This is a genomic window from Arthrobacter koreensis (genome assembly GCF_035792275.1).
GTDB classification, from domain to species: Bacteria; Actinomycetota; Actinomycetes; order Actinomycetales; family Micrococcaceae; genus Arthrobacter_B; species Arthrobacter_B koreensis_A.
Window position 1 is genome coordinate 1 of the sequence record NZ_JAMWKK010000010.1, and the last position, 23,606, is coordinate 23,606.

Genomic DNA, 23,606 nt, shown 5'->3' on the forward strand with positions numbered 1-23,606 from the left:
GTTACGGCGGTCACAGCGCGGGGGAAACGCCCGGTCCCATTCCGAACCCGGAAGCTAAGACCCGCAGCGCCGATGGTACTGCACCCGGGAGGGTGTGGGAGAGTAGGTCACCGCCGGACAACCATTAGAGTTCAGGCCCCGCAACGCTGCGGGGCCTGAACTGCTTTAACAAGCCGCTACCCTGGCCGGGGGCCCCGTTGCCTCCCCGTCCGGGCCCCGCAGGGGCGTCCGCAATAGGCGTCCGCAATGGACGCCGGCCACACGGAACACGTGGTCACAGCAGTCCGAAAAACAGGGTAAGATATTAGAGCATCACCGCCGCAGACTGGTTCCGGAAACGGAATCCCGGAAGCGGCGCGTGACCCGTGTTTTCCCGCGCAAGCGAGGACAAAGGGTTACGGCGGTCATAGCGTGGGGGAAACGCCCGGTCCCATTCCGAACCCGGAAGCTAAGACCCACAGCGCCGATGGTACTGCACTCGGGAGGGTGTGGGAGAGTAGGTCACCGCCGGACATACTGTGAAGAAAAGGATCCGTACAAAGACGTACGGGTCCTTTTCTGTTTCTCCGGCCGGCCTCTGGACCGGGGCAGGCTTACCCGGCCCCGGGTCCGGGGAACACACTGAGTAAATGACGGAGAACAGCGGCTCCTTCAAACGCGGACTCGACTCCGGGCCGGACATCGAACGCACCATGTTCTTCAGCGATGCGGTCTTTGCCATCGCCATGACCCTGCTGGCGGTGGACATCAAGGCCCCGGACGTACCTGCCGGCGAGCTGGGCCGGGCGGTCCTGGAGCAGCGGCCGGAATTCTTCGCCTACGCCCTGTCCTTCGCCGTTGCCGGGGCCTACTGGCTCAGCCACCACCGCCTGTTCCGGCTGCTGAAAGGATTCACCGGAGGCCTGCAGCGGCTGAACCTGCTGCTGCTCTTCTTTGTTGCGCTGCTCGCTTATGCCACCGACATGCTGGCCCTGCAGGACAACACCAGCCTCGGCGTCGTTATCTATGCCGCAGCCCTGGGGCTGATCGGGTCGGTGAACACCCTGATGTGGTCCTACTGCCGGCGCCGCGGACTCTTCCGTGATGACGTGAATCCGGACCTGCTCAGGTACGCGCGTGTCCGGGCGCCCGTCACTCCGGCGGTCTTCCTGCTTTCAATTCCGATCGCCCTGCTCAGCCCGGCGGCGGCGGAACTGTCCTGGCTGTCGATTCTGGTCATCAACCTGGGACTGCGGTTCTGGGGGCGGCGCCGCCGAAGTGCCGGCGCGGACGCCTGAGACTGCCTGTGTGCCGCCGATTCGGTAATTGGTTCAAAGTCCGGTAGTCTTATATCTGCTCTTGACGAGCAAAGCCTGGAGGATTCGCCTAGCGGCCTATGGCGCACGCCTGGAACGCGTGTTGGGTTAACGCCCTCGGGGGTTCAAATCCCCCATCCTCCGCCAGATGAGAAATCATCACCAGAAACGCCCCGGTCCATGACCGGGGCGTTTCTGTTTGTCCGGGATATGTCAGCTGCGCTGTGTCCTTCAGGTGCTCTCCGGCCGCAGGGCGAACCGCGTGGCCGCGGCAACGGCGCCGGCCCCGAGCAGCGCCGTCCCGCCTGCCAGCGCCAGATACACCAGAGGCTGGATGGTGGGCAGCGGCTGTCCGGAAATGTTCAGGGCGATCCCCATCAGCGGGGGAAGCGCAAGGACAGTACCAACCACGACGGCGGCAGCCACCATGAGTGCCGACTCCGCACCTGTCATGCGGCGCAGCTGGGCATCCGTGGCTCCGAGCCTGCGCAGCAGCAGCATTTCCGGACGCCGCCGCGCCGTGGACATGACCAGCGCGTTGCCCACGGAGACCGCCAGATAGCCCAGCAGGATCAGCATGGCCAGGATGTTCACCCAGGACTCGGCGCCGCGCTCCGCAGCCCCCGCCGCATTCAGGCCGTCCCGGCCCAGGACCGTTAGCCCCAGGTCCTTGAGCGCGGGCACCAGGTCCGCGGCGTCGGCACCCGGCGCGGTGAGCAGCAGCTGGCTGTTCAGTCCGCTGGTGGTGTGGGGGAGCAGAGCTGCGTTGTCCATGGTTACGTCGCCGAAGCCCAGCCCGCGCTCGTACGTGGCGACGACGATGGCGGTGCTCTCGGTCCCGTCGCCGAAGTGGAATCCAAACGTGTCCCCGGGCGCCAGTCCTGTTTCGTGCGCCAGCGCGGTGCTCACCGCCACGGTGCCGGGTTCGTAGAGCCGGTCCAGTGACCCGCTGCGGACGCCCAGGTCCAGGGCTGAGCCCAGGTTTTCCGGCCCGACGCCCTGTACGCCGACGGGCTGCACGCCGTCTTCCATGCCCAGGAAGCGCATCTCGGCGAGGAGCGCTGAACCGGCCACCGCCGTCGTGGTTTCCACACCCGGCACGCGGGAGACAGCGTCCGCCAGTTCAGCGGAGATGCCGCCCGGGGCGCTGACCAGGTAATCGGCCACGACGCCGGCGCGGGACTGCCGCTGTGCTTCGGATTCGACGGTGGTTGGCATAAAGAACTGCACGGAACCAAGGGCCAGAGCGAGGGCAAGGGGCACGATTCCGGCAGCGAGCCGGCGCGGGAACGCCTCGGCACCGGCTCCGGCCAGGACCAGCGACGCGGAGCTGCTGCGCCGCAGCAGCGGGGCCATCAGCTTCAGCGCCCCGGTAACGATCCAGGGACCCAGGACACCGGCACCGATCACCAGCAGCAGGATGCTCGACGCCGCTGCCGCCAGTCCGGCGCTGCCGGGGACCGCAGCGGGCAGCAGGGCTGCCACCAGCCCGAAGCCCAGCAGCGACAGTCCCGTGATGATCCGTCCCCGGCCCAGCCCGCCGGACTCCGTGACGGACTCGCGCAGCGCTGTGACCGGAGCGGCGCGGACCGTACCGCGGGCTGAGACCAGGGACGCACCAACAGCTGCGGCAATGCTGACCAGCACCGCGCCCGCCGCCGGGAGCGGGCTGTAGGCGAGCCCAAAGCCCTCCGGGATGACTCCGGCGGAGGTGAACTGACCGCCCAGGAATCCGGCCAGCCAGAACCCGGGAACGGCTCCCAGCACGGCGGCCACGGAGGAGACCAGCAGGACTTCGCGGACGACCACGCCGAGCGTCTGGTTGGCACCGGCACCAATGGCCCGGAGCATGGCGAACTCACGGCGGCGGGAGAGGATGGAAAGTGAGAGGGTTCCGGCCGTCACGAAGACTGCCGTCATCACGGCAACTCCGGCCAGCGATCCGCTGAGCAGCAGGAGCATGGAGCGGGCGCCGGCGCCACCGAGGTTCTCAACGTCGCCGCGGCGGTCCCCGGTGTAGCTGACGACGCCGGATACTCCGGCTTCGATGTCGGCGGCAAGCTGGTCCGGGCTGACACCCGGTTCGGCCAGGACGCCGATCGTGGCGACGGATCCGCCGTGCGGCCAGAGGGTCGCCGTGCCTGAACTGCTGAGGAAGGCCGCCGGGGCCGGGGTGTTCCCTTCCGCCGGGGCCACGGTTCCGGTCACCGTGTACTCGGCGGGGATACCGCCGTGGCTGAGCGTGATGCGGCTGCCCGGTTCCGTGTTGAAAGACGCGTCCAGGGCCACCTCACCGGCCGTCTGCGGGGGTTCGCCGGCGGTGAGGTTATAGGGGGCCAGGGCTGCTGAGTCCCAGCCGGCGGCCAGTACGGGGGTCCCGTCGGCGGTGGCCAGGGGGATCTCAACATTGCCGACGGCACTCTTGACGCCGGGCACCGCTTCGATGTCCTTGACGGTCTCCTCCGGCAGCAGTACCCGTTCCGGGAAAACGGCGGGAAGATCTTCCGGTACCGGAATTGACTGCGGTGCGCCCACAACGACGTCGGCAGCCTGCAGGCGCTGCGGTGCGGTGCCTCCGCGCAGCCCTGATTCAATGAGCACGCCCATGGCGGTGATGAGTGCAGCGCACAGGAACACGGCGATGAACACACCGGCGAACCCGCCGCGGTGGTGCCGGATGGAGGCTTTGGCGAGGCTGAGCATGTTAGTTCCCTCCCAGGTAGGCCATGCGGTCGGTGACGTCGCGGGCCGAGGCGCCGCTCATGCTGCCGTCAATGCGCCCGTCGGCCAGGAAAACGACCGTGTCCGCGTAGCTGGCAGCCACCGGATCGTGGGTCACCATCACCACCGTCTGGTTCAGCGCGGAGACCGTGTGCCGCAGCAGCTGCAGGACCTGGCGTGCCGTGCCTGAGTCGAGGGCACCGGTTGGTTCATCGGCGAAGACCACGTCCGGGCGGGTGATCAGGGCCCGGGCAATCGCTGCCCGCTGCTGCTGCCCGCCGGAGAGCTCCTGCGGCTTCCGGCCGCCCAAGCCGCCCAGCCCGACGGCGTCGAGCACGTACTCCAGCCAGGCCTGGTCCGTGCCGCGTCCGGCCAACAGCAGCGGCAGGGTGACGTTGGCCGTCACCGTGAGCTGCGGCAGCAGGTTGTAGGACTGGAAAACGAAGCCCACATGGTCCCGCCGGAAGCGGGTAAGGGCCTTGCCGCGCAGGCGGGAAATCTCGGTGCCGCCGAGCCGCACCTGACCGGCGTCGGGTACGTCCAAACCGGCCGCGGACTGCAGCAGCGTGCTTTTTCCGGATCCCGACGGACCCATCACGGCGGTGAAGGTGCCGGCCGGTACGGCCAGTGATACGCCGCGGAGCGCCGCCACGGCGGTGCTCCCGGAGCGGTAGCTTTTGGAGACGCCGGTCAGCTCCAGGGCTGCCTGGCCGGTGAATTGGGAAGAGTCGGTGTACATGTTTGCGTCCTTTGAACGGTGGCTGGGGAACTGCTTTTGACGCTACGCAGCGCAGGATCGGGTTCCGATACAGCCAGCAACCCGGTTCATGGTGTAGCTGGCTATACCGACAGGGACGGGACGCTCGGGCATAATCGAGCAAATGAGATGGCCAACCCAAGCCGGCCTGCGGGCCCGTGCCGCGGATGCGGTGTTCCTGCTGCGCGAGGCCGTGTACTGGCTGGCTTCCCTCGGGGTGCTGGTGGCCGGTCTGATGCTGCTGCCGTTCTTGTCACTTGGCGTCGGGCTGTATGCGCTGCCCGGAGTGCTGCGCGTCCTGGACCTTCTGGCCGCCCGGGCGCAGGGGCGCTCCGCCGGGTTCGCCGGAGCTGTGATCCCGTTTGACCGCCGCCGCCTCAGCGGCTGGTATTCATTCGGGGAACTCGCCTCGCTGGTGACCGCGCCGGAAACCAAGCGGGACCTTTCCTGGCTGCTCTTTCACGCGGCGTTTGCCCTGCTGGCAGGGGCGCTGGCGGTTGCCCTGCCCGTTGGCGCCCTGCTCTATCTGCTGGTGTCGCCGTTCTGGATGCTGTTTCCGGCGGATGCTCCACTGGAAATGACGATCACCATCACCAGCTGGCCGGCTGCGTTCCTTGGCATGCTGCTCGGCCTTGTCTACGGTGTTTTGGCCTGGCTGCTGCTGCCGTGGATGGCACGCCGGCTCAGCGAGGGAACGCTCGCGATCCTCTCCCCGCGGCGGTACGAGGAACTGTCCCGCCGCATCCAGGATCTCTCCGCTGCCCGGGCCAGTGCGCTCGCCGCCCATGCAGCGGAGCTGCGCCGGATCGAGCGGGAACTGCACGACGGCGCGCAGAACAGGCTGGTGGGCGTGGTCATGATGCTGGGGCTGGCTCAGCGGGCAGCGGAGACGGATCCCGCTGCTGCCGTGCCGTTCCTGGCCCGGGCGCAGGACGCTGCCTCGGAGGCACTGGCCGGACTCCGGGCGGCCGTTCATGACATTTATCCGCCGGTGCTGGATGAGCTGGGGCTGGGGGGTGCTGCTTCGGCGCTGACCAGCCGGTCGCCCATTCCCTGCAGCCTGGACGTGGCCGGCCTGCTGCGGGCCCCGGCGGCCGTTGAATCCGCAGCCTATTTTGTCCTCGCCGAAGCGCTGACCAACGCGGCGAAACATTCCGGTGCGTCGCGGATCGAGGTGGTGCTGCGCACCGAAGCGACGCCCCGGGAGGACGTACTGGTGGTTGAAGTGACGGACGACGGGCGCGGCGGGGCTGCGGTCTCCCCGGCGGGCGGGGTGTCTCGGGCGGGCGGGTTGCCGCCGGGCGGGTCGCCGCCGGCGGGCGCGCATTCCCTGGCCGGCACCGCGGGCCCGGGAGCCGTGAAAGCGGCAGCCGCCGTCGACGTCGGACCTGGTGACAGCGGAACTGCTGACACCGGAACTGCCGACACCGGCTCAGGCACCGGTCTGGCCGGAATCGCGCGGCGTGCTGCCGCGTTTGGCGGCAGGCTGGTGCTGAGCAGTCCTGCCGGAGGACCGACGAAAGTGAGGGTGGAACTGCCGTGCGCGTTCTGATTGCCGAAGATGATGCCCTGCTGCGTGCGGGCCTTGAGCTGCTGCTGAAGGGCGAGGGATTCGAGATAGCGGGATCCTGGGATAACGCGGATGACCTGCTGGCCGCATTCGAACCCGGCAGCGCCGACGCCGCGGTGCTCGATGTCCGGATGCCGCCCACCTTCACCAACGAAGGGCTGCGGGCTGCGCTGGAGCTTCGGCAACGGGTGCCGAACTTCCCGGTGCTGGTTCTCTCCGCCTATGTGGAGGACAGGTACGCCAGCCGGCTGCTGGGCTCCGGTGCCCAGGGCGTGGGTTACCTGCTCAAGGAACGGGTGGGGAAGGTCGGGGATTTCGTCGATGCGCTGCACCGGGTGGAGGACGGCGGAACCGTGATGGACCCCGAGGTCATTGCCCAGCTCTTCAGCAGGCGTGGAACCCAGGACCCGATCCGTTCCCTGACCCCGCGTGAGTTCGAGGTGCTGGGACTGGTGGCGGAAGGGCTGGGGAACACCGCCATTGCGCAGTCGATCTCGGTGTCCGAAACGGCCGTAAGCAAGCACATTGGCAACATCTTCGCGAAGCTGGGCCTGGCGCCGTCGGACACCGGCCACCGCCGTGTCCTGGCAACCCTCGCGTACCTGCGTTCCTGAGTCCCCGCCCCTGGGTGCACCCCCTCCCAACCCGTCGAGAGGCCAGTTACGGCTCTTATCAGCCCTCAAAAGAGCCGTAACTGGCCTCTCGGTGGGGGGTGGAGTTGGGGTTAGCGCGCGGCTTCCTCGAGCCCGCACCATTCGGCGATAAACAGGGCAATGGACTTGGTGATGCGGCGAACGGATTCGATGTCCACCCTCTCGTCGTAGCCGTGGATGGCCTCGGACACCGGACCGTAGACCAGTGTTGGCGTATTGCCGTAGAGCGTGAAGACCCGCCCGTCCAGGTAGCCCGGGGTGGTGAAGGACTGCAGTTCGCTGCCAAACACGTTCCGGTGCGCATCCGCAAGGACGTTCTCGGCGTCGCTGCCCTCTTCCAGGACATACCCTTCGGAGAAGAAGCCCGTCCGCACCGCCTTGGCGCGGATGCGGTTGCCCTGCCCGTCCGTCTCGATGCCGTCGAGGAGGCCGGTGATCTGCTGCCAGACGCTCTCAGCGGACGTGCCGGGGTACAGGGCAACCCGAAGGTCTGCGTGGCACCAGGCCGGAACACTGGAGGGCCAGTCCCCGCCGCTGATTCCTCCCAGGTTGAGGTTGATTGGGTGGGGAAGGTCCTCGAAATAGCGGTGGGATCCGCGCTGGGCGTTCCAGTCGGCTTCAAGGGCACGGATACGGCCCACCACGTGATAGGCGGCGTCGATGGCGTTAAAACCGGTCTGCATCTCTCGGGGGTGCGTGGGTTCTCCGTCCACCTCCAGCCGGAACCAGATCACGCCGACATTGGCGCGGACAAGCATGTCTTCTTCCGGTTCGGGGATGATGACGGCATCGGCCGTGTAGCCGCGCAGCAGGGCCGCAAGGGAACCGTTGCCGGTGCATTCCTCTTCCACCACGGACTGGAAATGGATCCTTCCGGCGGGTTCATAGCCGGCGGCCCGGACGGCGTCGAAGGCGAACAGGTTTGCTGCGAGGCCGGCCTTCATGTCGCCGCTTCCACGCCCGTAGAGCCATCCGTCCTTCACATAGGAGTCCCACGGGTCCGCTGTCCACTGGGACTTTGGTCCTTCCGGCACAACGTCCACGTGCCCGTTGAGGATCAGGGACCGCCCCTTCTCGACGCCCGGCTGCCACGTGCCCACCACGTTGGTCACGCCGTCGTAGGACACGGTGACGGCGCCGGCACCGGGGTGCGCGGAGAGCCCTTCGGTATCCAGTTCCCAGCGGTCCATCTCCAGGCCCCGCTGCTCCATTGCATCGAACAGCAGCTGCTGGGCGCCGCTCTCCTGAGTGCGCAGTGAGGGGTGGCGGACCAGTTCCTGCGTGAAGCTGAGCTGGTTGTCGAAGGCGGCGTCTACCGCGGCGAGGATCCTGTCCCGGACGTCCTGGGGCAGTGCCGTGCCGGCCGGGGTTGCATTCGCGGATGAGTCCATGTGGTTGTTGCTCCGAATCGGTTCATGCGGTGTGCCGGGAATTAGGCACCTATAAGCCATCATTTCTCCAACTGCCCAGTCAGGCACGGGAAATTGTGCCCAAATATGGGCCCTAGACTGTGCTCATGCATATCCAGGGCAGTGCCGAACCGAGTCTTGTCATCCGCCAGGCGGCCGAGGGGTGCCTGGCCGGCCTGCCCGGTCTCGCAGATTCCTACGTGGACGAACTCAGCTCACTCACCGGTTACTCCGAGTCGAACATTCCGCGTGAGGACCTGCACCGGACAGCTGCCACTGCCCTGAAAAACATGCTGGGGGTGCTTGCCGGGTCCACGGACAGCGGCGGACTGCAGGCGGTAAGCGAGAACATTGGCCGCCGCCGGGCGCGTCAGGGCGTCCCCCTGGATTCACTGCTCCGGGCCGTCCGGCTGGACTTTCCGTTCCTGTGGCGGGCCATGCGCGCCCAAGTGCCGCCTGCCTCGCAGGCGGCCTTCGCCGAGGAAGTCGTTTCGGTCTGGGACACGATTGAAACCCATGTCAGCAACGTCCAGGCCGGGTACATTGCCGAACTCGCGGACATGAACCGGGAACTCGAAATTGAACAAACCTATTTGCTGCGCCGCCTGCTCGTTGCGGCCGTGGACGACCCGGGGCTGCACAGCCATGCCGCCGCCCAGCTGGGGCTCCGGCTCACCGCTAAGTACCTGGTGGTTGCGGCAGGTCCCGGCTGCGGGCACGAGTTCCGGAACACCGTCCGTGCCATCGATCCGCGGATCCGGCTGCACAGCCTCGACGGCGGCGAGTTTGTCCTGCTCGATGACGCGGCTTTGACCGCCGCCCACCGGAACCTCCTTGCGGCGGCGCCGGTCGGCGTCGCGCCTTTTGCCGTGCGGATCGAGCAGCTGTCCGTGATGTGGAAGCTGGCAACGCGCCTGGCCAAGCTGGTTCCGGATGGCGGCACCGCAGCCACCCTGGGAGGGCAGTGGCCGGCCCTTCCCGACGGCCAGTTCGCCGAGGAACTGCGCATCGTTGCAGGCTCGCAGCTCGACGGACTCTTCAGCCGGCCGGAGCAGGATCTTGAACACCTGCTGCAGACGGCTTTTCACCTCATGTCGACCGGAAGCATTTCCCGGACTGCATCAGCGCTGTTTTGCCACCGCAATACGATCCTGAACCGGCTGCGCAGGTTCAGTGCGCTGACGGGGCTGGACCCCACGCTGCCCGACGACGCCGGGCTGCTTCGGCTGCTGCTGGCAGCACGCGGCCGGCTTAGCTGACCGGACGGAACAGCCGCTCCGCCAGCAGGAGGGCGCGGCGTTCCAGCACGGCGGGATCGTCGGGCACCAGGGATGATGCGATCTCATACTCATAGCCGTCGAAGAAGGCCAGGAAGATGGCGGTCAGGTCCTCCACCGAACCGGGCTCGACGCCGAGCGACCCGTCGTCGGCACCGCGCTGCACTGCCGCACGAATGTGGGCGTCCCACAGCTCGTAGACACTGTCCAGGCGCTCGCGGAGCTCGGGATGGCGGCGGGCTAGGCTGGACATTTCCAGCCAGAGCAGGCCGCGGCCGTGCAGGCTGGGCATGCCGCAGACGACGCCGATCATGCCGCGCAGCCGGTCCCACGGGGCGAGCTGGTCATCCAGGGACGCGAAGTGCTCCACCAGCTCACCGCTGGCACGGCCGAGCGCTTCGCCCAGGAGCTGTTCGCGGGTCCCAAAGTAGTGCTGGATGATGCCGATGGACACGCCGGCGGCGTCGCTGACGTCCCGAAGGCGGGTTGCCTCGTAGCCGCTCTTCGAGATGCACTCGAGTGCCGCCGCGAGGATCGCGCGCTTCTTCAGCTCTTTGCCGCGGGCCATCCGATACTCCATCCTGGGCAAGCAAGGTGCAGCCGCCCTCCACAACTTTACGGACCCGCGTCCGCTCCGGTTTCCGTCCCCGGCCGCAGGCGGGCTAGCTGTACATGACGTAGACCTTGGACAGGGCCTCCGTCACGTTCCAGGTGCCGGTCCAGCCCTTGGGGAAGACGGCCAGGTCGCCCGGGCCGACTTCCTTGGGCTCTTCGCCGTCGCGCTGGACGGTCATGCGGCCGCCGAGCACGTAGATGACCTCGCCGCCGTCCGAGAAGTCCCACTTGGACAGGCCGACGGCGGTTTCCCACGTGCCGGCGTGGATGGTTTCCTCGTCGGTGGAGAACAGGTTGTAGGTCTTGGTCTCGATGTCCGCGCCCAGCGGGTCGGCCAGCGGAAGCGCGAGCGGCTCCACTGTCTTCTCGGACTCTTCAACCTGGACGATGCTGCGGACGATTGCCATGCGGGCTCCTCGGGTAGTCTCCAAAACCAATATTTCAATATTGGTTTTTACACGCTACTGAGCGGGGGCATCGTTCCCAAGTTCGTTACGCCCCATGCACTCCGCGGCACCGCCCCAAACCCAACGCGCAGGTGTCACCCCAAACCAGCCCGCACACCCTTGACGCAGCACCGGTGCGGGATAACGATTTACGGACCAAGGGGACCTGCCAACTAGCCGGGAGCACCGGCGTCGTACGTTCCCTGCCGGCTCCCGAACGCCCGTCCGGGAGCCGCAGCCCGAAATCGAGACGCCGGCGCCGGGTTCACGGTGCGGAAGGTTGCCCGTGGAACAGCCTGCAGAGTCCGAACAGTCCCAGTCCGGCAAGTCCCAGACCGGGCCCGGCCGCCAGGTCCAGCCCGGCCGCCAGTACGAGGGCAGGATCGCCCTGGTCACCGGAGCCTCCCGCGGCATTGGCCGGCGGGTTGCCGAACGCCTCGCTGCGCAGGGCGCGCAGGTGGTGGTCGGCTACCGGAAGAACGCGGACCTGGCCAAAGAAACGGTCGCGGAGCTGCAGCGCCTTGGCGGCGGCGGGCTTGCCGTGCAGGCGGACATTGAGGACCCCGAGGACATCGTCCGGCTCTTCGACGCCGCCGCCGCGGAATACGGGCGCCTGGACTTCTTCGTGAACAACGCCGCGGCCGCCGCCTTCAAGAAGATCGTTGACCTCAAGCCCCATCACCTGGACCGCGCCTATGCCGTGAATGTGCGGCCGTTCGTGATCGGCACGCAGGAAGCGGTCAAGCTGATGGACGACGGCGGCAGGATCGTGGCGCTGACCAGCTACGGCAGCGTGCGGGCCTTTCCCACCTACGCGGCGCTGGGCTCCTACAAGGCTGCCGTGGAATCCTTCGTCCGGTTTATGGCCGTGGAGCTGGCCGGCTACGGGATCAACGTGAATGCGGTGAACGGCGGCCTGATCGAGTCCGACTCCCTGGATTACTTCTACTCCATGGAAGGCATGGCGCCGATGGACAGCGTCATCTCCCGGGTCCCCAAGCGCCGGCCCGGAACCGTGGACGAAATGGCCGCCACCGTGGACTTCCTGCTTTCTCCGGGCGCGGAGTACATCACCGGACAAAGCCTGGCCGTCGACGGCGGCTTGTCCGTCATTGCCCCGCCCTTCTTCAGCGATACCACGGAACCCGTAGCCCTTCCCGAGCGCCCACGGCGGCCGCGAACGGAAGACTGACGAAAGGACAGGACCCATGCCATACGACGCAGGGCGGTTCAAGGACTACTTCGAATCCCAGATGACCTACGGTGCCGGGTTCCGGCGCAACGTCGCCCGCTATGGCAGCGCCGTCGCCATGATCGATCCGCCCACCGGACGCCAGTGGACCTACGCCGAACTGGGCGCGGAGGTGGACCGCTGCGCGGCGATGCTGGCCGAGCACGGCGTGGGTGCCGGGGACCGGGTCATGTACCAGCTCTTCAACGGCGTCGAGTTCGCCCTGCTCTACCTGGCTACCCACCGGCTGGGCGCGATTAGCGTGCCGGTCAACTACCGGCTCGCCCCGGGGGAGACCGCGCACATCCTCCGGGACAGTGACCCGGCAGTGTTTATTGTCGACGCCGAATGCGCGGCCTCCGCGGCGCAGGCGCTTGAGCTCTCCGGTGCGTCGCCGCGGATGCTCGTGGTGGGGGACGCTGGCCTGCCGGCGGGCTGGGAGAACTTCGACGCCGCAGTGCAGGGCGCTGCCGGGCAGGTTCCGGACCTGCCGGCGGGTTATTCCGCCTACGACGAGTCCACCCGGCTGTACACCTCCGGCACCACCGGGATGCCCAAGGGGGTGTCCCTGCCGTCGCTGGCGGAACTGATGAGCGCGCATGACGTGATCATGCACTTCCCGCTCACCCCGCAGGACAGGACGCTGAACATGACCCCGTGGTTCCACCGCGGCGGGCTGCACTCCGGCGGGCCGAATCCGTCCTTCTACATCGGTGCAGGAGTAGTGCCGCTGCGCAGCTTTCACCCCGCCACCGTGCTGGACTGGGTAGGGAAATACGGGCTGACGTTCCTGATCGGCGCGCCCACCACGCTGGAAATGATCGCCGCGGAACAGGAGAAACAGCCGAGGGACATTTCCACGCTCAAGGGCATTGTGACCATGGGCGCACCGCTGGACCGGGCCGCCGCGCTGCGGTACCAGGAGCTGCTCACGCCGCGGATCTTCAACGGCTACGGCACCACCGAGGCGTTCTGGAACACGTTCCTGCGCCCGGAGGATCTGCCCGCCCGCGCCGGCACCGCGGGGCGGTCCTGCACGGATGACGACGTCGCCGTCGTTCGGGTCTTTCCGGACCGGCGCGGACGGCCTGATGAGCTCGCGGCGCAGGACGGCACCGAGGCCGGAGAAGTGATCATGCGCTCGCCGAAGGCCGGGTACAGCTACGTGAACCTGCCCGGTGTGGAGGAGGAGAAGTTCTTCGAGGGCTGGCTCTATCCCGGAGACATGGCCACCTGGGACGAGGACGGGTTCGTGACCATCCTGGGCCGCAAGGACGACATGATTATTTCCGGCGGCGAGAACATCCACCCCGTGCAGGTCGAGGGAGTGCTGGCGGAGCATCCCGAGGTGCTGGATTCGGTGGTGGTGGGCGTCCCGGATCCGCAGTGGGGCCAGCGCGTGGTGGCCTATGTGGTGCCGCGCAGCGAGGGCGCGACGGCGGACGCCCTGGAGGAATTCTGCCTGGCCCATCCCGGCCTGGCCGACTATAAACGCCCCCGCGCCTACCGGTTCGTCGACTCGGTGCCGCTGACCGCCACCGGCAAGAAGATGCACTTCAAACTGGCCGAAACCGCGGTGGAGGACCACAGCGCCGGGCGGCTCATTGCTCCCGGATCCTCGGTGGCGACGGAATGAGGAACGGCATGGAGGATGAGCGGAGGGTGGTCATCACCGGGATGGGGGCGCAGACCCCGCTCGGCGGTTCGTGGCCGCTGACCTGGGAGGCGCTCAAGGAGGGGAAATCCGGCGTGGACCGCATTACGGCGTTTGATGCTTCCGAGTTCCCCACCCGGATCGCCGCCGAGGTGAAGGGCTTTGACCCCGCGGCCTGGCTCCCCGTGAAAAGGATCAACCGTTCCTCGCGTGCCTCGCAGCTCGCCGTCGCCGCCGCCCGGGAAGCAGCGGCCGACGCCGGACTCGGGGACAGCATGGAGGGCACCGACGCGGCGGTCATCATTAACAGCGCGGTCTCCGGCTATCCCGAGGTGCAGGACGCCACCCGGTTGTTCGACGCCGAGGGCATCCGCCCGGTCAGCCCCAGTTTCGTGGCGTCGTCGCTGACCAACATGCCGGCCTGCGAAGTCGCGATCGACCTGGCTGTGCACGGGCCGGTCAACGCCAGCGCGCTCGCGTGCGCCAGCGGAACGCATGCCCTGCTGGAGGCGCGCCGGACGCTGCTGGCGGGGGACGCCGACGTCGTACTGGCCGGAGGCACGGATGCCGCGATCACCCCGGTGATGTTCGCCGGACTCACGACGATGCGCGGGCTCTCGCGGAGCAATGACGTGCCGCAGGAAGCGTCCCGACCCTTCGACGCGGACCGGGACGGGTTTGTGTTCGGCGAGGGTGCGGTGGTGTGCGTGATGGAGACGCTGGAGCACGCCCGCGCCCGCGGCGCCCGGGTGTATGCGGAGGTGCTGGGCGGGGCGATGACCTCGGATGCTTTCCATATTGTGGCGCCGGAACCGAGCGGGAAGTATGCGGCGGAGGCGATTTCGCGGACGCTGGCGCAGGCCCGGCTGGACCCGTCGGCCGTGGATCTGGTCTGCGCGCACGGGACGTCCACCAAGGCCAATGACCGGACGGAGACGCTGGCGCTGCATGCGGTGTTTGGTGAGCATGCCCGGTCCCTGGCCGTGACGGCACCGAAGTCGATGACCGGGCACCTAATTGGCGCAGCCGGAACGCTCGCATCGCTGCTGTGCGCCATGTCGATCGTCGAAGGCGTCATTCCGCCGACGATCAACTATTCAACCCCGGATCCGGAGTGCGACCTGGACTACGTGCCGAACGTGGCGCGGGAGCAGGACGTGCAGTATGCGGTGACGAACGCTTTCGGGTTTGGCGGGCAGAACTGCGTGGTGGCGTTCGGGCGGGTGTAGCTAGGAGGCCGCTGCGAGGGCGGCGACGGCGGTGGTAACGGTCAGCGGCGCGGCGATCAGGCCGGCGAGTGCGTAGCCTTTCCAGCTGATGCGGACGTTCATTCGCGCCAGACGGTCGTGCCAGAGCAGGGTGGCCAGGGAGGCCCACGGGGTGATGAGCGGGCCGGCATTCACGCCGATCAGCAGGGCGGCCATGCGCTCCGGGGTGGCGGCGAGGGGCTCGGCCAGCAGATAGGCGGGCAGGTTGTTCACTGCGTTCGCGCCGGCCGCCCCGGTGGCTGCGAGCCGGAGCAGGTCCGCGAAGTTCTCGCCTTCGCCGGCGAGGACGCCCAACAAGGCTGAGCCGCCGAGTCCGAGGAAGGACTCGATCGCCAGGAACAGCCCGGAGGCAAAGAGCAGCAGCGGCCAGGGAATCAGCCGGATGGTCAGGACCTGCCGGCGCCGGACGGCGAACAGCAGGACAAGCACGACGGCGGCGGCTGTGGCCGGGATCCACACCGGGATGCCGGAGACCAGCAGCGGCAGCAGCGCCAGGAGCACTGCACCGGACGCGGCGAGCAGGAACCGGTCCGGGGCTGGAGTCGCTTTTCCGGGAGCGGGGGTGCGCGTGTAGCGCAGCTGCAGGTCACGGCGGAAGACGATCGCGATGAAGGCCAGCGGCACCAGCACGCATGCCAGTGCCGGCGCCCACATCAGCGCTGCAAATCCGGCCGGGCTCAGGCCGCCGAGGCTGTGCTGGGCCAGCAGGTTGGTCAGGTTGGAAACCGGGAGGAGCAGGCTGGCGGTGTTGGCCAGCCAGATAGTGGTCAGTACGAAGGGAAGCGGAGGCAGGCCGGCCTGCCGCACTACGGCCACCACGACAGGGGTCAGGAGCACGGCCGTCGTGTCCAGGGAAAGGAAGATGGTGCTCAGCGCGGCCAGCAGTGCCAGGAGCAGCCAAAGAACTAATCCGGACCCCAGGCCCCAGCGGCGCAGCCGTCGGCCAGCCCAAAGGAAGACTCCGGCTTCGCTGGCAAGTTCCGTCACCACGGTGATGGCGGCGACGAACACCAGGATGGGCACTACCCGGTCGGCAAGTTCGGCCAGCTCAGGTGGGGTGACGATTCCCGCCGCGGCAGCGATGCCGCCAAGCAGCAGCAGGGCCGCCCCGATGATCGCCAGTCGCATGAGCGGAGTCTATTCCCGCTTCGGTCTTCTCCGCGCGGGTTCTGGGTGATGCCCGCGCGCCGGTGCTGCGGCGTCCTGGACGGCACCGTCCGGCGTCGGGCTTTGGCGGCGGCCGCGTACTGTGCCGCGCGCCGCCCTCGTGCCTGCTGCCGCCCTGGGCGGGAGGGGGGAAGGGATCGCGTTAGTTGCCCAAGGCGGCGTCGAGGGGTTCCTGGATCTCGCTGTAGGCGCCGGACTGGAGCTGGACTGCCTGGCCGTTCAGGTACAGCGTGGGGGTGCCTTTGACCTGGAGGTCCTGTGCGTCCTGCAGGTCCCGTGCCACGCGTTCCTTGATGGCTTCCGAGTTGTAGTCGGCCGTGAACTGTTCCATATCCAGGCCCAGCTCCTCTGCGTAGCCGGCGAAGATGCTGTCTACGTCGGCTTCGTTCTTCCAGTCCTGCTGGTGCTCGAAGACCTTGGCGGCCATGTCCTCCAGTGCACCCTGTTCCGCTGCGGCTTCCACCGCACGTGCGGAGGGCTCCGCGTTCTGGTGCTTGGGTAGCGGGTAGTTCCGCACCACGATTTCAACCTGGCCGCCGTAGTCGGCCTTGGCCTGCTGAATCAGGGTGTCCATCATGGCGCAGTAGGGGCACTGGTAGTCGGTGAAGAGGACCAGGGTGGCCTGCGGATCTGCCGGGTTGGTGATTGTCCGGGCGTCGGCGGGGACCAGCTTGTCCTGCTGGTCTGCCGGGACGGCGGCTTCGACTGCGGCGGTGGTCTCCGGTGCCGCGGGTTCGCTTGAGGTCCCGCAGGACACTACTCCGCCGCTTACCAGCACGCCGGCGATGAGTACTGAAGGTACGGCCTTGCGCATGATTCCTTTCCGGTATGAAATCAGCACGCGCCGGTGCGCGCACATACGGGTTGGGATTTCACTGCACTTTTAATGTTTCCACCCGACGCGGCGTGGCTGAAGGGGGAGGAGGGGTGATGTTGGTCGACCGGGGGTGTGGCGGGGCTTACCTGGTCCGGGTGGATGCAAGGGCGCGGGAGTGGGCGGGGTTAGGCCGGACGGCGTTCCTCGGCGGCTTCCGCGTCCAGGCGGGCGATGCGCTCGCGGGCGGAGCGTTCGGACGGGCCCATGTCCCCGAGCCCGAACCGGATCACCCGCAGTACGAGTTTCACTGGGCCGTGAACCGGCAGCTTGACCGGGCCAAGATGCGGTTCGCGAAGGCCGAGCAGTTCGCGGTGCCGCGGTTCCAGGGAGGCGACGGCGCCGGCGAACAGGACGCGGTAGCCGATCATCTGGTTGCGGGGCAGGGGAGGGCGGCGCAGGAAGCGGACCACTTCTTCGACGGTGGGGCTGGAGCGCAGTTCCGGGTCGAAGGCGGCCATCTGTTTCCGCAGTCCCGCCAGGTCCCGGGGCGGGTTGTCGATCTGCATCAGTTCACCGGCAGTGGCCCATTCCGCCACGTACTGGTCCGGCCCGCCGGGAATCGGCCCGCCGAACTCGATGTGGGAGGTCAGGAACGCGTCGGTGAAGGCGAGGTGGACCCAGCGGGCCAGCTCGGGATCGTTCGCGGAGTAGGGGCGTTCGACGCCGGCGGCGTCCTCGTAGGTGCCTTGAACCCGTTCATGCAGCCGCAGCACCCAGTTCGAGGCGCCGCGTGCCGCCGTCGTATCCCCGTAGGTGACGGTGAAGATCCAGCGGATGGTTCCTGCCAGCCGGCCGAGCGGATCTTCCTTGTAGTTGGAGAAGTCGCGGACGCCGGCCATCGCGCCCGGGTGCAGCGCCTGCAGGAGCAGGGCGCGGATGCCGGCGACGATCGTCGTCATGGATCCGTGGACCGCCCAGACTGCGGAGCCCGGTCTGTAGTAGCCGCGGTCGGTGCCGTTGGCGAGGTCCAGCTCCCATTCCGGGATGGTCTCCGAGTTGTTGCTGAAAGTACCAACCAGCTGGCGGCGCCAGGATTCAAGAAGCTTGCCCATCGTCCCAGTATGGTCCCGCCGGCTGGGAGGAGGCAGGGTGGCGGCATCCGTGGTACTGGCTGGGGTAGTGGCGGCATCCTGTGTCGCAATAACGCTGCCTTGGGGGCCCGCCGGGAATCTTCTGCTGCAATACCGTCCCTCTCAGCTGTGCAGAACGACGTTATTGCGCCACAGGATTTCTGCAGCTCTTCAGGAACGCCGTTATTGCCACACAGGATGACGACGGCGGCACCCCGCCGGGTGCATGGCTCCCCGCAACGACGACCCTTAGGGTGGGGCCATGCCTTCGCAGACAGCAGCAGGATATGAACGGTTCGCCGCCCTCGAGGCCAACGGCGTGTCACCGCTCTACGAGGAATGGGCCGCCTCCATTGCCAAGGACGACGCCGTACTGGGCCTGATCGACGGACTGCCGCGGCCCAAGCGGCAGCCCAACCTGGTCTTTGCCGCCGCACGGCTGGTCGGCGCCCCGCTGGGCAAATACCCCCAGTTCCGCGAGTGGCTGCTCGAGCACTGGCCCGCCGTCGAACCCGTCATTCAGGCGCGGATGACGCAGACCAATGAGGCCGCCCGATGCGCAGTCCTGCTGCCGCTGTTGAGCCGGATCGAGGGGCCCGTGGCGCTCATCGAAGCCGGCGCGGCAGCGGGTTTCTGCCTCTATCCGGACCGCTACAGCTACCGGTACCAGCACGACGGCGGCGAGACGGTCCTGCATCCCGATTCCTGTCCCAGCCCGGTACAGCTGACCTGCGCGCTGACCGGCGCGGAGCCTCCAAAGCGGCTGCCCGACGTCGTCTGGCGGGCCGGAATCGACCTGAACCCGCTGAGTGTGCAGGACCCGCAGGACATGGCCTGGCTGCAAACCCTCGTCTGGCCCGAACACCGGGAACGCCGGAACCGCCTGAGTGCCGTCGCCGGCATTGCAGCCGCAGACCCGCCGCACCTGTTGCAGGGCGACATCGTCGAAGAACTTCCGCAGCTGGTAGCCCGGGCACCAAAGGATGCGACCGTCGTCGTCTTCCACAGCGCGGTGCTGCCGTATCTGGAAGCCGAACACCGGCAGCGGTTCGTCGACCGGGTGCAGGACCTGAACGTCACGTGGATCAGCAACGAAGGAGAAGCTGCCCTGCCCGCCGTGAAGAACCAGCTGACCCGCAGCGCCGAAGGCAACCTGGTCCTGTCCCTGAACGGTAAGCCGCAGGCCTTCACCGGCCCGCACGGCCAGAGCTACGAAGGGCTCGGTTGATCTTCTCCTGCGAGCCGCGCTGGCTGGCGCCAATGTTCCCTCAATGCCCGCAGTGATTCCTCTACGATGGCACTGCGGATCACGTGAGCGGGCAGGGCGGCAGTTACCGAATTGTCGGGCATATTGCCTGCCAGCGGCCGAAAGACGAGTGGCCGTCCCTCGGGGCTGACTGGCGTTGGTTGCATCAGGAGCGAATAGGCCAAGTTGCGGCCCACCACGTTCTGGATTGCCTGAACGCTGGCGGAACGCCACCGAATGTCCGGCTCGACTCCGGCCCGGGCGAACTCCTCCAGAGTTCGTTGAAGGGCCGGTTCCTCATCCATGAGTATGGCAGGATACGCTCCTAGCTCGGCAAGGGTGACCATAGGGTGCGCAGCAAGTGGGTGGCCGAGTCCGAAGACTGCTTGGCGCTTCGTTCGCCTAAGTATCTCGGCCGTGCAATCCGGCAACAGCTGGGCCTCATATACGACGCAGAGCTGGAGTTTCCCGGTGAGCATGGCCTCTTGGACTTCGGGACCGCTGCCTTCAAGAAAATCCAGGTCCACCCTGGGATGCCGCTGGGTAAACCATTCGACGAGCGGCGGAATCACGTGCATCGCCAGCGTGCTGAACACCCCGATGGTGAGGCGCCCTGAGAGGGCGCCGTGAACGAGGTCCACCGCCGAGGCGAGATCCACTATCTGGTCCGTCACCTGGCGTGCGCGTGTTGCGACAACTTGTCCCTCAGGCGTCAGCGACACCCCCCTGCCTCGACGCCGTATGACGAGAGTTGCCCCGACGGCGTTCTCAAGCTGACCCAGAGCCAGGCTGACCGCGCCCTGCGAGACGCTGCAACGTTGCGCCGCTTCGCTTAGGGACTGGGTCTCAGCGATGGCAGCGAAGTACTCGAGCTGCCTTAGGGTTACTTCGCTCATTAGCTCTCCTAATGGGTCATGTCACTTATTTTAGCTCGACAAATGTGATGTAGGCCACCAACCTACTAATAAGTGATGCGCCGCCCTCGATTGGAGACATCCGTTATGCAGCAGGCCCCGTATGTAATCACGCTCGGCACCGCAGGAGGACCCCGATGGTGGAGCGATCCCCACGGTGCTCCGCGCTTTGGCATAGCCACAGCCGTGGTCGTCAACGACAGCTGGTACCTCGTGGACTGTGGCCAGGGGGCGGGCCATCAGGCCCATGCAGCTGGGCTGGCAATGGAGAACCTGGCAGGCATTTTCATTACGCATATGCATTCGGATCACACCGTTGATTTGCCTTCAATGTTGCTCTTCGGCGCATTTGAACTCGCAAATGGCTACAGAGAGCCCATACCCGTCTTCGGACCGGGCGACCGCGGAAAGCTCCCGCCGTTGTCCTCACGGGCCATCGAAGTGCCCACCCCCATAGCTCCTCAACGTCCGACGCCGGGGGTCGCCGGTCTGTTGGAAGGGCTCCACAGCGCATACGCCACGGATTTCAACGACAGGATTTTCGACTCGTTGACCAAGAGTCCCAATGAGCAGTTCAGAGCGGTGGAAATCGAATTGCCCGAAGACATTGGTTTCGATCCGGACACCCAGGTGGCCCCCGAGATGGATCCGATTGTCGTGTTTCAGGACCAGAACGTCACGGTGACGGCCATTTTGGTTTCCCACCAGCCGACGGCACCTGCCTACGCCTACAGATTCGACACTGAGACAGGCTCCGTCACCGTTTCCGGCGACACGGCACCATGTGCCAACCTCGTACAACTGGCGCAGGGCACGGACCTGCTGCTCCACGAGGCGATAAACCTGGAACTCCTGGCCAGCCGGTACACCGACGCAACGATGCTCCGGGCAACTATGGACCACCACAGACGTGCACATACAACCGCTGTTGAAGCGGGCCGGATCGCCCAGAAGGCCGGAGCCCGCCACCTTGCCCTGCACCACCTCGTGCCGAGCTATTCGCCACCCGAGGCCTGGTTGGAGGCACGCACTACTTATCAAGGGAAACTCACCGTACCCGCAGATCTGGACATCATCCCGTTCGGGCGGACTACGCCGGTTTCTCCCGACCGCGCCGCAATTCTTACGGCAAGCTAAGGACGAGGACAACTACAGTGACTATGCATTCCCGCAGTTCATCTGCATCTACTCAGAGTTACCACGCCAGTCCCAAAGAGATGCGCCGGATTCTGTTCTCCAGCTTCTTGGGGACGGCGGTGGAATATTACGATTTTATTTTGTACGCCACAGCGGCAGGATTGGTCTTCAACCAGGTGTTTTTCGCGGGACTAGACCCAGCGATGGCTCTGTTTGTCTCGTTCGGAACACTCGCAGTCGGTTACGTGGCCCGTCCTCTCGGCGGCTTCATTTTCGGGCATCTAGGTGACAGATTCGGACGGAAGACCATTCTTGTGGGCACCGTCCTCATCATGGGCATCGCTTCCACCCTTGTGGGCCTGCTGCCCACGACGGAGCAGATTGGCGTATGGGCGCCGATTCTCCTCGTCACGTTGCGCGTTTTTCAAGGTCTCGCCGTCGGCGGGGAATGGGGCGGCGCCATGCTGCTCGCATTTGAAAACTCAAAGCGGGAATCTCGCGGATTCGCTTCGTCATTTGCCTACATGGGCGCACCCGCCGGCACGATTCTGGGAACCTTGGTGCTGTCAGCGATGTCCACGCTGCCTCAGGAACAGTTCCTGTCCTGGGGCTGGCGAGTGCCGTTCGTATTCTCTGCGGTTCTTATGATGCTGGCCATCTACATTCGCATGCAGGTCTCTGAGTCCAAGGTATTCAAGGATCTGTCCGCAGCTTCAGAGTCCAAAAAACGGAAAGTCCCCGCGGCCGAGCTATTTCGGGAGCATCCCCGATCGCTGCTCATCGCGGTGGGATCAGGATTGTCCGGACAAATGGCACAGGGCCTCATGGGTGCGTGGGCGTTGTCCTACGCCGTGCAGCAGGCTGTTCTCGCGCAGACAGACGTCCTCAACATGAAAGCCCTGGCGGGTGTCGGCACCATCGCGATGATCATCCTCGCGTCCAAGCTCTCAGACCGCTTGGGGCGTAAGCGCGTCCTTGTCTGCGGAAACATCGCCGCGATGGCCTTGGCTTTTCCGGTCATGAGCCTCCTTGAGATGGGTTCGACGACTGCCTTCCTGTTGGCCATATTTCTAGGTTTGTCAGTTGTTCAAGGATTCACAGCAGGGCCATACGGTGCATTCGTCGGTGAACTCTTTCCGACCTCGGTGCGCTATTCAGGAACCTCGATCGGTTACCAGCTGGCTTCGACCCTGGGCGCCGGCTTCACACCGATGATTGCGACGGCTCTCGTCATGGTTGGAGGAGGATCCCTCTGGATGGTTGCCTGCTTGTGGATAGCCTTCTCAGGAATGAGCCTGCTCTCCCTCCTGGCGGCCAAGGACCGGTCCGGAGAAGATATCCAGCATCTTGACCACAACGCCATTCCCGAGCCAGCTGGGATCAGCGATGCCGAAACGGTCAAGACAACAGCGCCCACCGCTGGCGCCTAGCATTCACGGCTCTGCCAATCGTTGGGTCTGTCTCTCCGAAGGACACCGCGGACCCAACGGTTGGCCTGCCCATATTCAACTCCCCCTAGGATCACAGTGAAGACTGGCGAGGACTCACCGAAGCACCCAAAATTCCATGCCCGCGTCATGGGCGGAGGCATGGAGCCAGATCCACGCTTCACGTTGGCCAACGAGCGCACTTTCCTGGCGTGGATCCGTACGTCATTAGCATTTCTCGCCGGCGGCATAGCCGTTGAAGCTCTGACCCTGGACTATTTCCCCGCTGCTGTGCGTACGTCCTTCAGCGTGGGGATGCTCCTTATGGGTGTGCTCCTCAGCTCTGGGGCTGCCCTGCGGTGGCTGAGAGTCGAACGTAGCCTCAGGGCCAAACGCCCATTGCCACTGCCTCTTGTAATTCCCGTGCTGAGCATCTTCGGTGCATTGACTGCCGGGATGTTGGTGGCCTTTGTCCTGCAGAACTAGGGCCGGCCAACGTCTGAGCAAGGCCCCCGGGACGCGTCTCGCCGCATTCCCGCCTGGTCCTCGTCACACAGATGCAGGACTCCAACCGGAGAGAACCGTCCTTTCCTGGGGACGTACCCTGCTGTCGTTTTACATTTCTGCTGCCCTGTTTCTGCGCTGGCTGCCCGCACATGGTGTCTGGATACTCGTGCTTTTCGGCATGGCTGCCGGGGCAGGAGCCGCCATCCAGATAACACAGCGTGCGCGCTACGCCCGCCAGTCATGGGGTCTGACCGACGAAAGCATCCGAGCTGACCTCAAGGGTGTAGTCAGTATCACTGTGGCTAGTGTGGCTTTGGGTATGGCCAGCATCTTTATGGTGCTCTTCAGTGTGCAGTGACGACCCC

At 66.3% G+C, this 23,606-nt stretch carries 21 protein-coding genes, 1 tRNA gene and 2 rRNA genes; 15 read left to right on the forward strand and 9 right to left on the reverse strand.

Annotated elements, in window-relative coordinates:
• Positions 1-2: 2 nt before the first annotated feature.
• The 4 genes from rrf (NGB94_RS10820) to NGB94_RS10835 all read left to right on the forward strand — a co-directional run bounded on the left by rrf (NGB94_RS10820) (position 3) and on the right by NGB94_RS10835 (position 1,442).
• A 5S ribosomal RNA gene (rrf, locus tag NGB94_RS10820) occupies positions 3-119 on the forward strand.
• A 277-nt stretch (positions 120-396) separates the two neighbouring features.
• A 5S ribosomal RNA gene (rrf, locus tag NGB94_RS10825) occupies positions 397-513 on the forward strand.
• 116 nt (positions 514-629) lie between these two features.
• On the forward strand, positions 630-1,277 hold the full coding sequence (locus NGB94_RS10830) for a TMEM175 family protein (RefSeq protein ID WP_325790650.1): 648 nt from the start codon (positions 630-632) through the stop codon (positions 1,275-1,277).
• 77 nt (positions 1,278-1,354) lie between these two features.
• A tRNA-Ser gene (locus NGB94_RS10835) sits at positions 1,355-1,442 on the forward strand.
• Between the two features lie 84 nt (positions 1,443-1,526).
• Here NGB94_RS10835 and NGB94_RS10840 read toward each other — a convergent pair.
• Together NGB94_RS10840 and NGB94_RS10845 are read right to left on the reverse strand one after the other, a co-directional pair.
• Positions 1,527-3,998 (reverse strand): ABC transporter permease, encoded by a 2,472-nt coding sequence (locus NGB94_RS10840; protein ID WP_325790651.1) that lies wholly within the window; start codon positions 3,996-3,998, stop codon positions 1,527-1,529.
• Position 3,999: 1 nt separating this feature from the next.
• Entirely contained in the window at positions 4,000-4,755 is a 756-nt protein-coding gene (locus NGB94_RS10845; RefSeq protein WP_325790653.1) for an ABC transporter ATP-binding protein, read from the reverse strand.
• A gap of 142 nt (positions 4,756-4,897) precedes the next feature.
• Between NGB94_RS10845 and NGB94_RS10850 the strand changes: the two genes are divergently transcribed.
• Positions 4,898-6,325 (forward strand): sensor histidine kinase, encoded by a 1,428-nt coding sequence (locus NGB94_RS10850; RefSeq protein ID WP_325790654.1) that lies wholly within the window; start codon positions 4,898-4,900, stop codon positions 6,323-6,325.
• On the forward strand, positions 6,313-6,957 hold the full coding sequence (locus NGB94_RS10855) for a response regulator transcription factor (RefSeq protein ID WP_325790655.1): 645 nt from the start codon (positions 6,313-6,315) through the stop codon (positions 6,955-6,957). Before NGB94_RS10850 ends, NGB94_RS10855 begins: the two co-directional genes overlap by 13 nt.
• Positions 6,958-7,067: 110 nt before the next feature.
• On the opposite strand, the gene NGB94_RS10860 is transcribed toward NGB94_RS10855, so the two are convergent.
• On the reverse strand, positions 7,068-8,387 hold the full coding sequence (locus NGB94_RS10860; protein WP_325790656.1) for an ArgE/DapE family deacylase: 1,320 nt from the start codon (positions 8,385-8,387) through the stop codon (positions 7,068-7,070).
• Positions 8,388-8,512: 125 nt separating this feature from the next.
• On the opposite strand from NGB94_RS10860, the gene NGB94_RS10865 reads away from it, so the two are divergent.
• A complete protein-coding gene (locus tag NGB94_RS10865) occupies positions 8,513-9,664 on the forward strand; it encodes a helix-turn-helix domain-containing protein (RefSeq protein WP_325790657.1) in 1,152 nt (383 codons plus the stop codon).
• On the opposite strand, the gene NGB94_RS10870 is transcribed toward NGB94_RS10865, so the two are convergent.
• A complete protein-coding gene (locus tag NGB94_RS10870) occupies positions 9,657-10,250 on the reverse strand; it encodes a TetR/AcrR family transcriptional regulator (RefSeq protein ID WP_325790658.1) in 594 nt (197 codons plus the stop codon). The two genes, NGB94_RS10865 and NGB94_RS10870, sit on opposite strands and share 8 nt — an antisense overlap.
• Positions 10,251-10,344: 94 nt before the next feature.
• On the reverse strand, positions 10,345-10,704 hold the full coding sequence (locus NGB94_RS10875) for a cupin domain-containing protein (protein WP_325790659.1): 360 nt from the start codon (positions 10,702-10,704) through the stop codon (positions 10,345-10,347).
• A 325-nt stretch (positions 10,705-11,029) separates the two neighbouring features.
• On the opposite strand from NGB94_RS10875, the gene NGB94_RS10880 reads away from it, so the two are divergent.
• From NGB94_RS10880 to NGB94_RS10890, 3 genes are read left to right on the forward strand one after another with little or no spacing between them, the layout of a single operon-like run.
• On the forward strand, positions 11,030-11,935 hold the full coding sequence (locus tag NGB94_RS10880; protein ID WP_325790660.1) for an SDR family oxidoreductase: 906 nt from the start codon (positions 11,030-11,032) through the stop codon (positions 11,933-11,935).
• 16 nt (positions 11,936-11,951) lie between these two features.
• A complete protein-coding gene (locus tag NGB94_RS10885; protein ID WP_325790661.1) occupies positions 11,952-13,610 on the forward strand; it encodes a class I adenylate-forming enzyme family protein in 1,659 nt (552 codons plus the stop codon).
• Positions 13,611-13,618: 8 nt separating this feature from the next.
• Complete coding sequence (locus tag NGB94_RS10890; RefSeq protein WP_325790662.1) at positions 13,619-14,857, forward strand: beta-ketoacyl-ACP synthase II; 1,239 nt, start codon at positions 13,619-13,621, stop codon at positions 14,855-14,857.
• On the opposite strand, the gene NGB94_RS10895 is transcribed toward NGB94_RS10890, so the two are convergent.
• The 3 genes from NGB94_RS10895 to NGB94_RS10905 form a co-directional block, all read right to left on the reverse strand.
• The gene (locus NGB94_RS10895; RefSeq protein ID WP_325790663.1) at positions 14,858-16,024 is read right to left on the reverse strand and encodes an SLC13 family permease; all 1,167 of its coding nucleotides are present in this window, start codon (positions 16,022-16,024) and stop codon (positions 14,858-14,860) included.
• 181 nt (positions 16,025-16,205) lie between these two features.
• Positions 16,206-16,877, reverse strand: a complete 672-nt coding sequence (locus NGB94_RS10900; RefSeq protein WP_325790664.1) for a thioredoxin domain-containing protein — start codon at positions 16,875-16,877, stop codon at positions 16,206-16,208.
• Positions 16,878-17,065: 188 nt separating this feature from the next.
• The gene (locus tag NGB94_RS10905) at positions 17,066-17,992 is read right to left on the reverse strand and encodes an oxygenase MpaB family protein (RefSeq protein WP_325790665.1); all 927 of its coding nucleotides are present in this window, start codon (positions 17,990-17,992) and stop codon (positions 17,066-17,068) included.
• 280 nt (positions 17,993-18,272) lie between these two features.
• On the opposite strand from NGB94_RS10905, the gene NGB94_RS10910 reads away from it, so the two are divergent.
• On the forward strand, positions 18,273-19,238 hold the full coding sequence (locus NGB94_RS10910; RefSeq protein WP_325790666.1) for a DUF2332 domain-containing protein: 966 nt from the start codon (positions 18,273-18,275) through the stop codon (positions 19,236-19,238).
• On the opposite strand, the gene NGB94_RS10915 is transcribed toward NGB94_RS10910, so the two are convergent.
• Positions 19,220-20,152 carry a LysR family transcriptional regulator gene (locus tag NGB94_RS10915; protein WP_325790667.1) on the reverse strand — a complete coding sequence of 311 codons (933 nt, stop codon included), beginning with the start codon at positions 20,150-20,152 and terminating at the stop codon, positions 19,220-19,222. The two genes, NGB94_RS10910 and NGB94_RS10915, sit on opposite strands and share 19 nt — an antisense overlap.
• 204 nt (positions 20,153-20,356) lie before the next feature.
• Between NGB94_RS10915 and NGB94_RS10920 the strand changes: the two genes are divergently transcribed.
• From NGB94_RS10920 to NGB94_RS10935, 4 genes are all read left to right on the forward strand, one after another.
• Positions 20,357-21,307 carry an MBL fold metallo-hydrolase gene (locus NGB94_RS10920; RefSeq protein ID WP_325790668.1) on the forward strand — a complete coding sequence of 317 codons (951 nt, stop codon included), beginning with the start codon at positions 20,357-20,359 and terminating at the stop codon, positions 21,305-21,307.
• Between the two features lie 23 nt (positions 21,308-21,330).
• Positions 21,331-22,737 (forward strand): MFS transporter, encoded by a 1,407-nt coding sequence (locus NGB94_RS10925; RefSeq protein ID WP_325790781.1) that lies wholly within the window; start codon positions 21,331-21,333, stop codon positions 22,735-22,737.
• Between the two features lie 159 nt (positions 22,738-22,896).
• Entirely contained in the window at positions 22,897-23,220 is a 324-nt protein-coding gene (locus NGB94_RS10930; RefSeq protein ID WP_418910646.1) for a YidH family protein, read from the forward strand.
• A complete protein-coding gene (locus NGB94_RS10935; RefSeq protein WP_325790669.1) occupies positions 23,204-23,599 on the forward strand; it encodes a DUF202 domain-containing protein in 396 nt (131 codons plus the stop codon). Before NGB94_RS10930 ends, NGB94_RS10935 begins: the two co-directional genes overlap by 17 nt.
• Positions 23,600-23,606: the final 7 nt, after the last annotated feature.

What these genes read in the sequence shown, in the direction of transcription:
- NGB94_RS10895 (WP_325790663.1), bottom strand. Translation starts at nt 16,024, where the DNA reads ATGCGACTGGCGATCATCGGGGCGGCCCTGCTGCTGCTTGGCGGCATC.
- NGB94_RS10840 (WP_325790651.1), bottom strand. Translation starts at nt 3,998, where the DNA reads ATGCTCAGCCTCGCCAAAGCCTCCATCCGGCACCACCGCGGCGGGTTC.
- NGB94_RS10875 (WP_325790659.1), bottom strand. Translation starts at nt 10,704, where the DNA reads ATGGCAATCGTCCGCAGCATCGTCCAGGTTGAAGAGTCCGAGAAGACA.
- NGB94_RS10860 (WP_325790656.1), bottom strand. Translation starts at nt 8,387, where the DNA reads ATGGACTCATCCGCGAATGCAACCCCGGCCGGCACGGCACTGCCCCAG.
- NGB94_RS10830 (WP_325790650.1), top strand. Translation starts at nt 630, where the DNA reads ATGACGGAGAACAGCGGCTCCTTCAAACGCGGACTCGACTCCGGGCCG.
- NGB94_RS10930 (WP_418910646.1), top strand. Translation starts at nt 22,897, where the DNA reads ATGGAGCCAGATCCACGCTTCACGTTGGCCAACGAGCGCACTTTCCTG.
- NGB94_RS10915 (WP_325790667.1), bottom strand. Translation starts at nt 20,152, where the DNA reads ATGAGCGAAGTAACCCTAAGGCAGCTCGAGTACTTCGCTGCCATCGCT.
- NGB94_RS10845 (WP_325790653.1), bottom strand. Translation starts at nt 4,755, where the DNA reads ATGTACACCGACTCTTCCCAATTCACCGGCCAGGCAGCCCTGGAGCTG.
- NGB94_RS10900 (WP_325790664.1), bottom strand. Translation starts at nt 16,877, where the DNA reads ATGCGCAAGGCCGTACCTTCAGTACTCATCGCCGGCGTGCTGGTAAGC.
- NGB94_RS10925 (WP_325790781.1), top strand. Translation starts at nt 21,331, where the DNA reads ATGCATTCCCGCAGTTCATCTGCATCTACTCAGAGTTACCACGCCAGT.
- NGB94_RS10905 (WP_325790665.1), bottom strand. Translation starts at nt 17,992, where the DNA reads ATGGGCAAGCTTCTTGAATCCTGGCGCCGCCAGCTGGTTGGTACTTTC.
- NGB94_RS10890 (WP_325790662.1), top strand. Translation starts at nt 13,619, where the DNA reads ATGGAGGATGAGCGGAGGGTGGTCATCACCGGGATGGGGGCGCAGACC.
- NGB94_RS10910 (WP_325790666.1), top strand. Translation starts at nt 18,273, where the DNA reads ATGCCTTCGCAGACAGCAGCAGGATATGAACGGTTCGCCGCCCTCGAG.
- NGB94_RS10870 (WP_325790658.1), bottom strand. Translation starts at nt 10,250, where the DNA reads ATGGCCCGCGGCAAAGAGCTGAAGAAGCGCGCGATCCTCGCGGCGGCA.
- NGB94_RS10865 (WP_325790657.1), top strand. Translation starts at nt 8,513, where the DNA reads ATGCATATCCAGGGCAGTGCCGAACCGAGTCTTGTCATCCGCCAGGCG.
- NGB94_RS10885 (WP_325790661.1), top strand. Translation starts at nt 11,952, where the DNA reads ATGCCATACGACGCAGGGCGGTTCAAGGACTACTTCGAATCCCAGATG.
- NGB94_RS10850 (WP_325790654.1), top strand. Translation starts at nt 4,898, where the DNA reads ATGAGATGGCCAACCCAAGCCGGCCTGCGGGCCCGTGCCGCGGATGCG.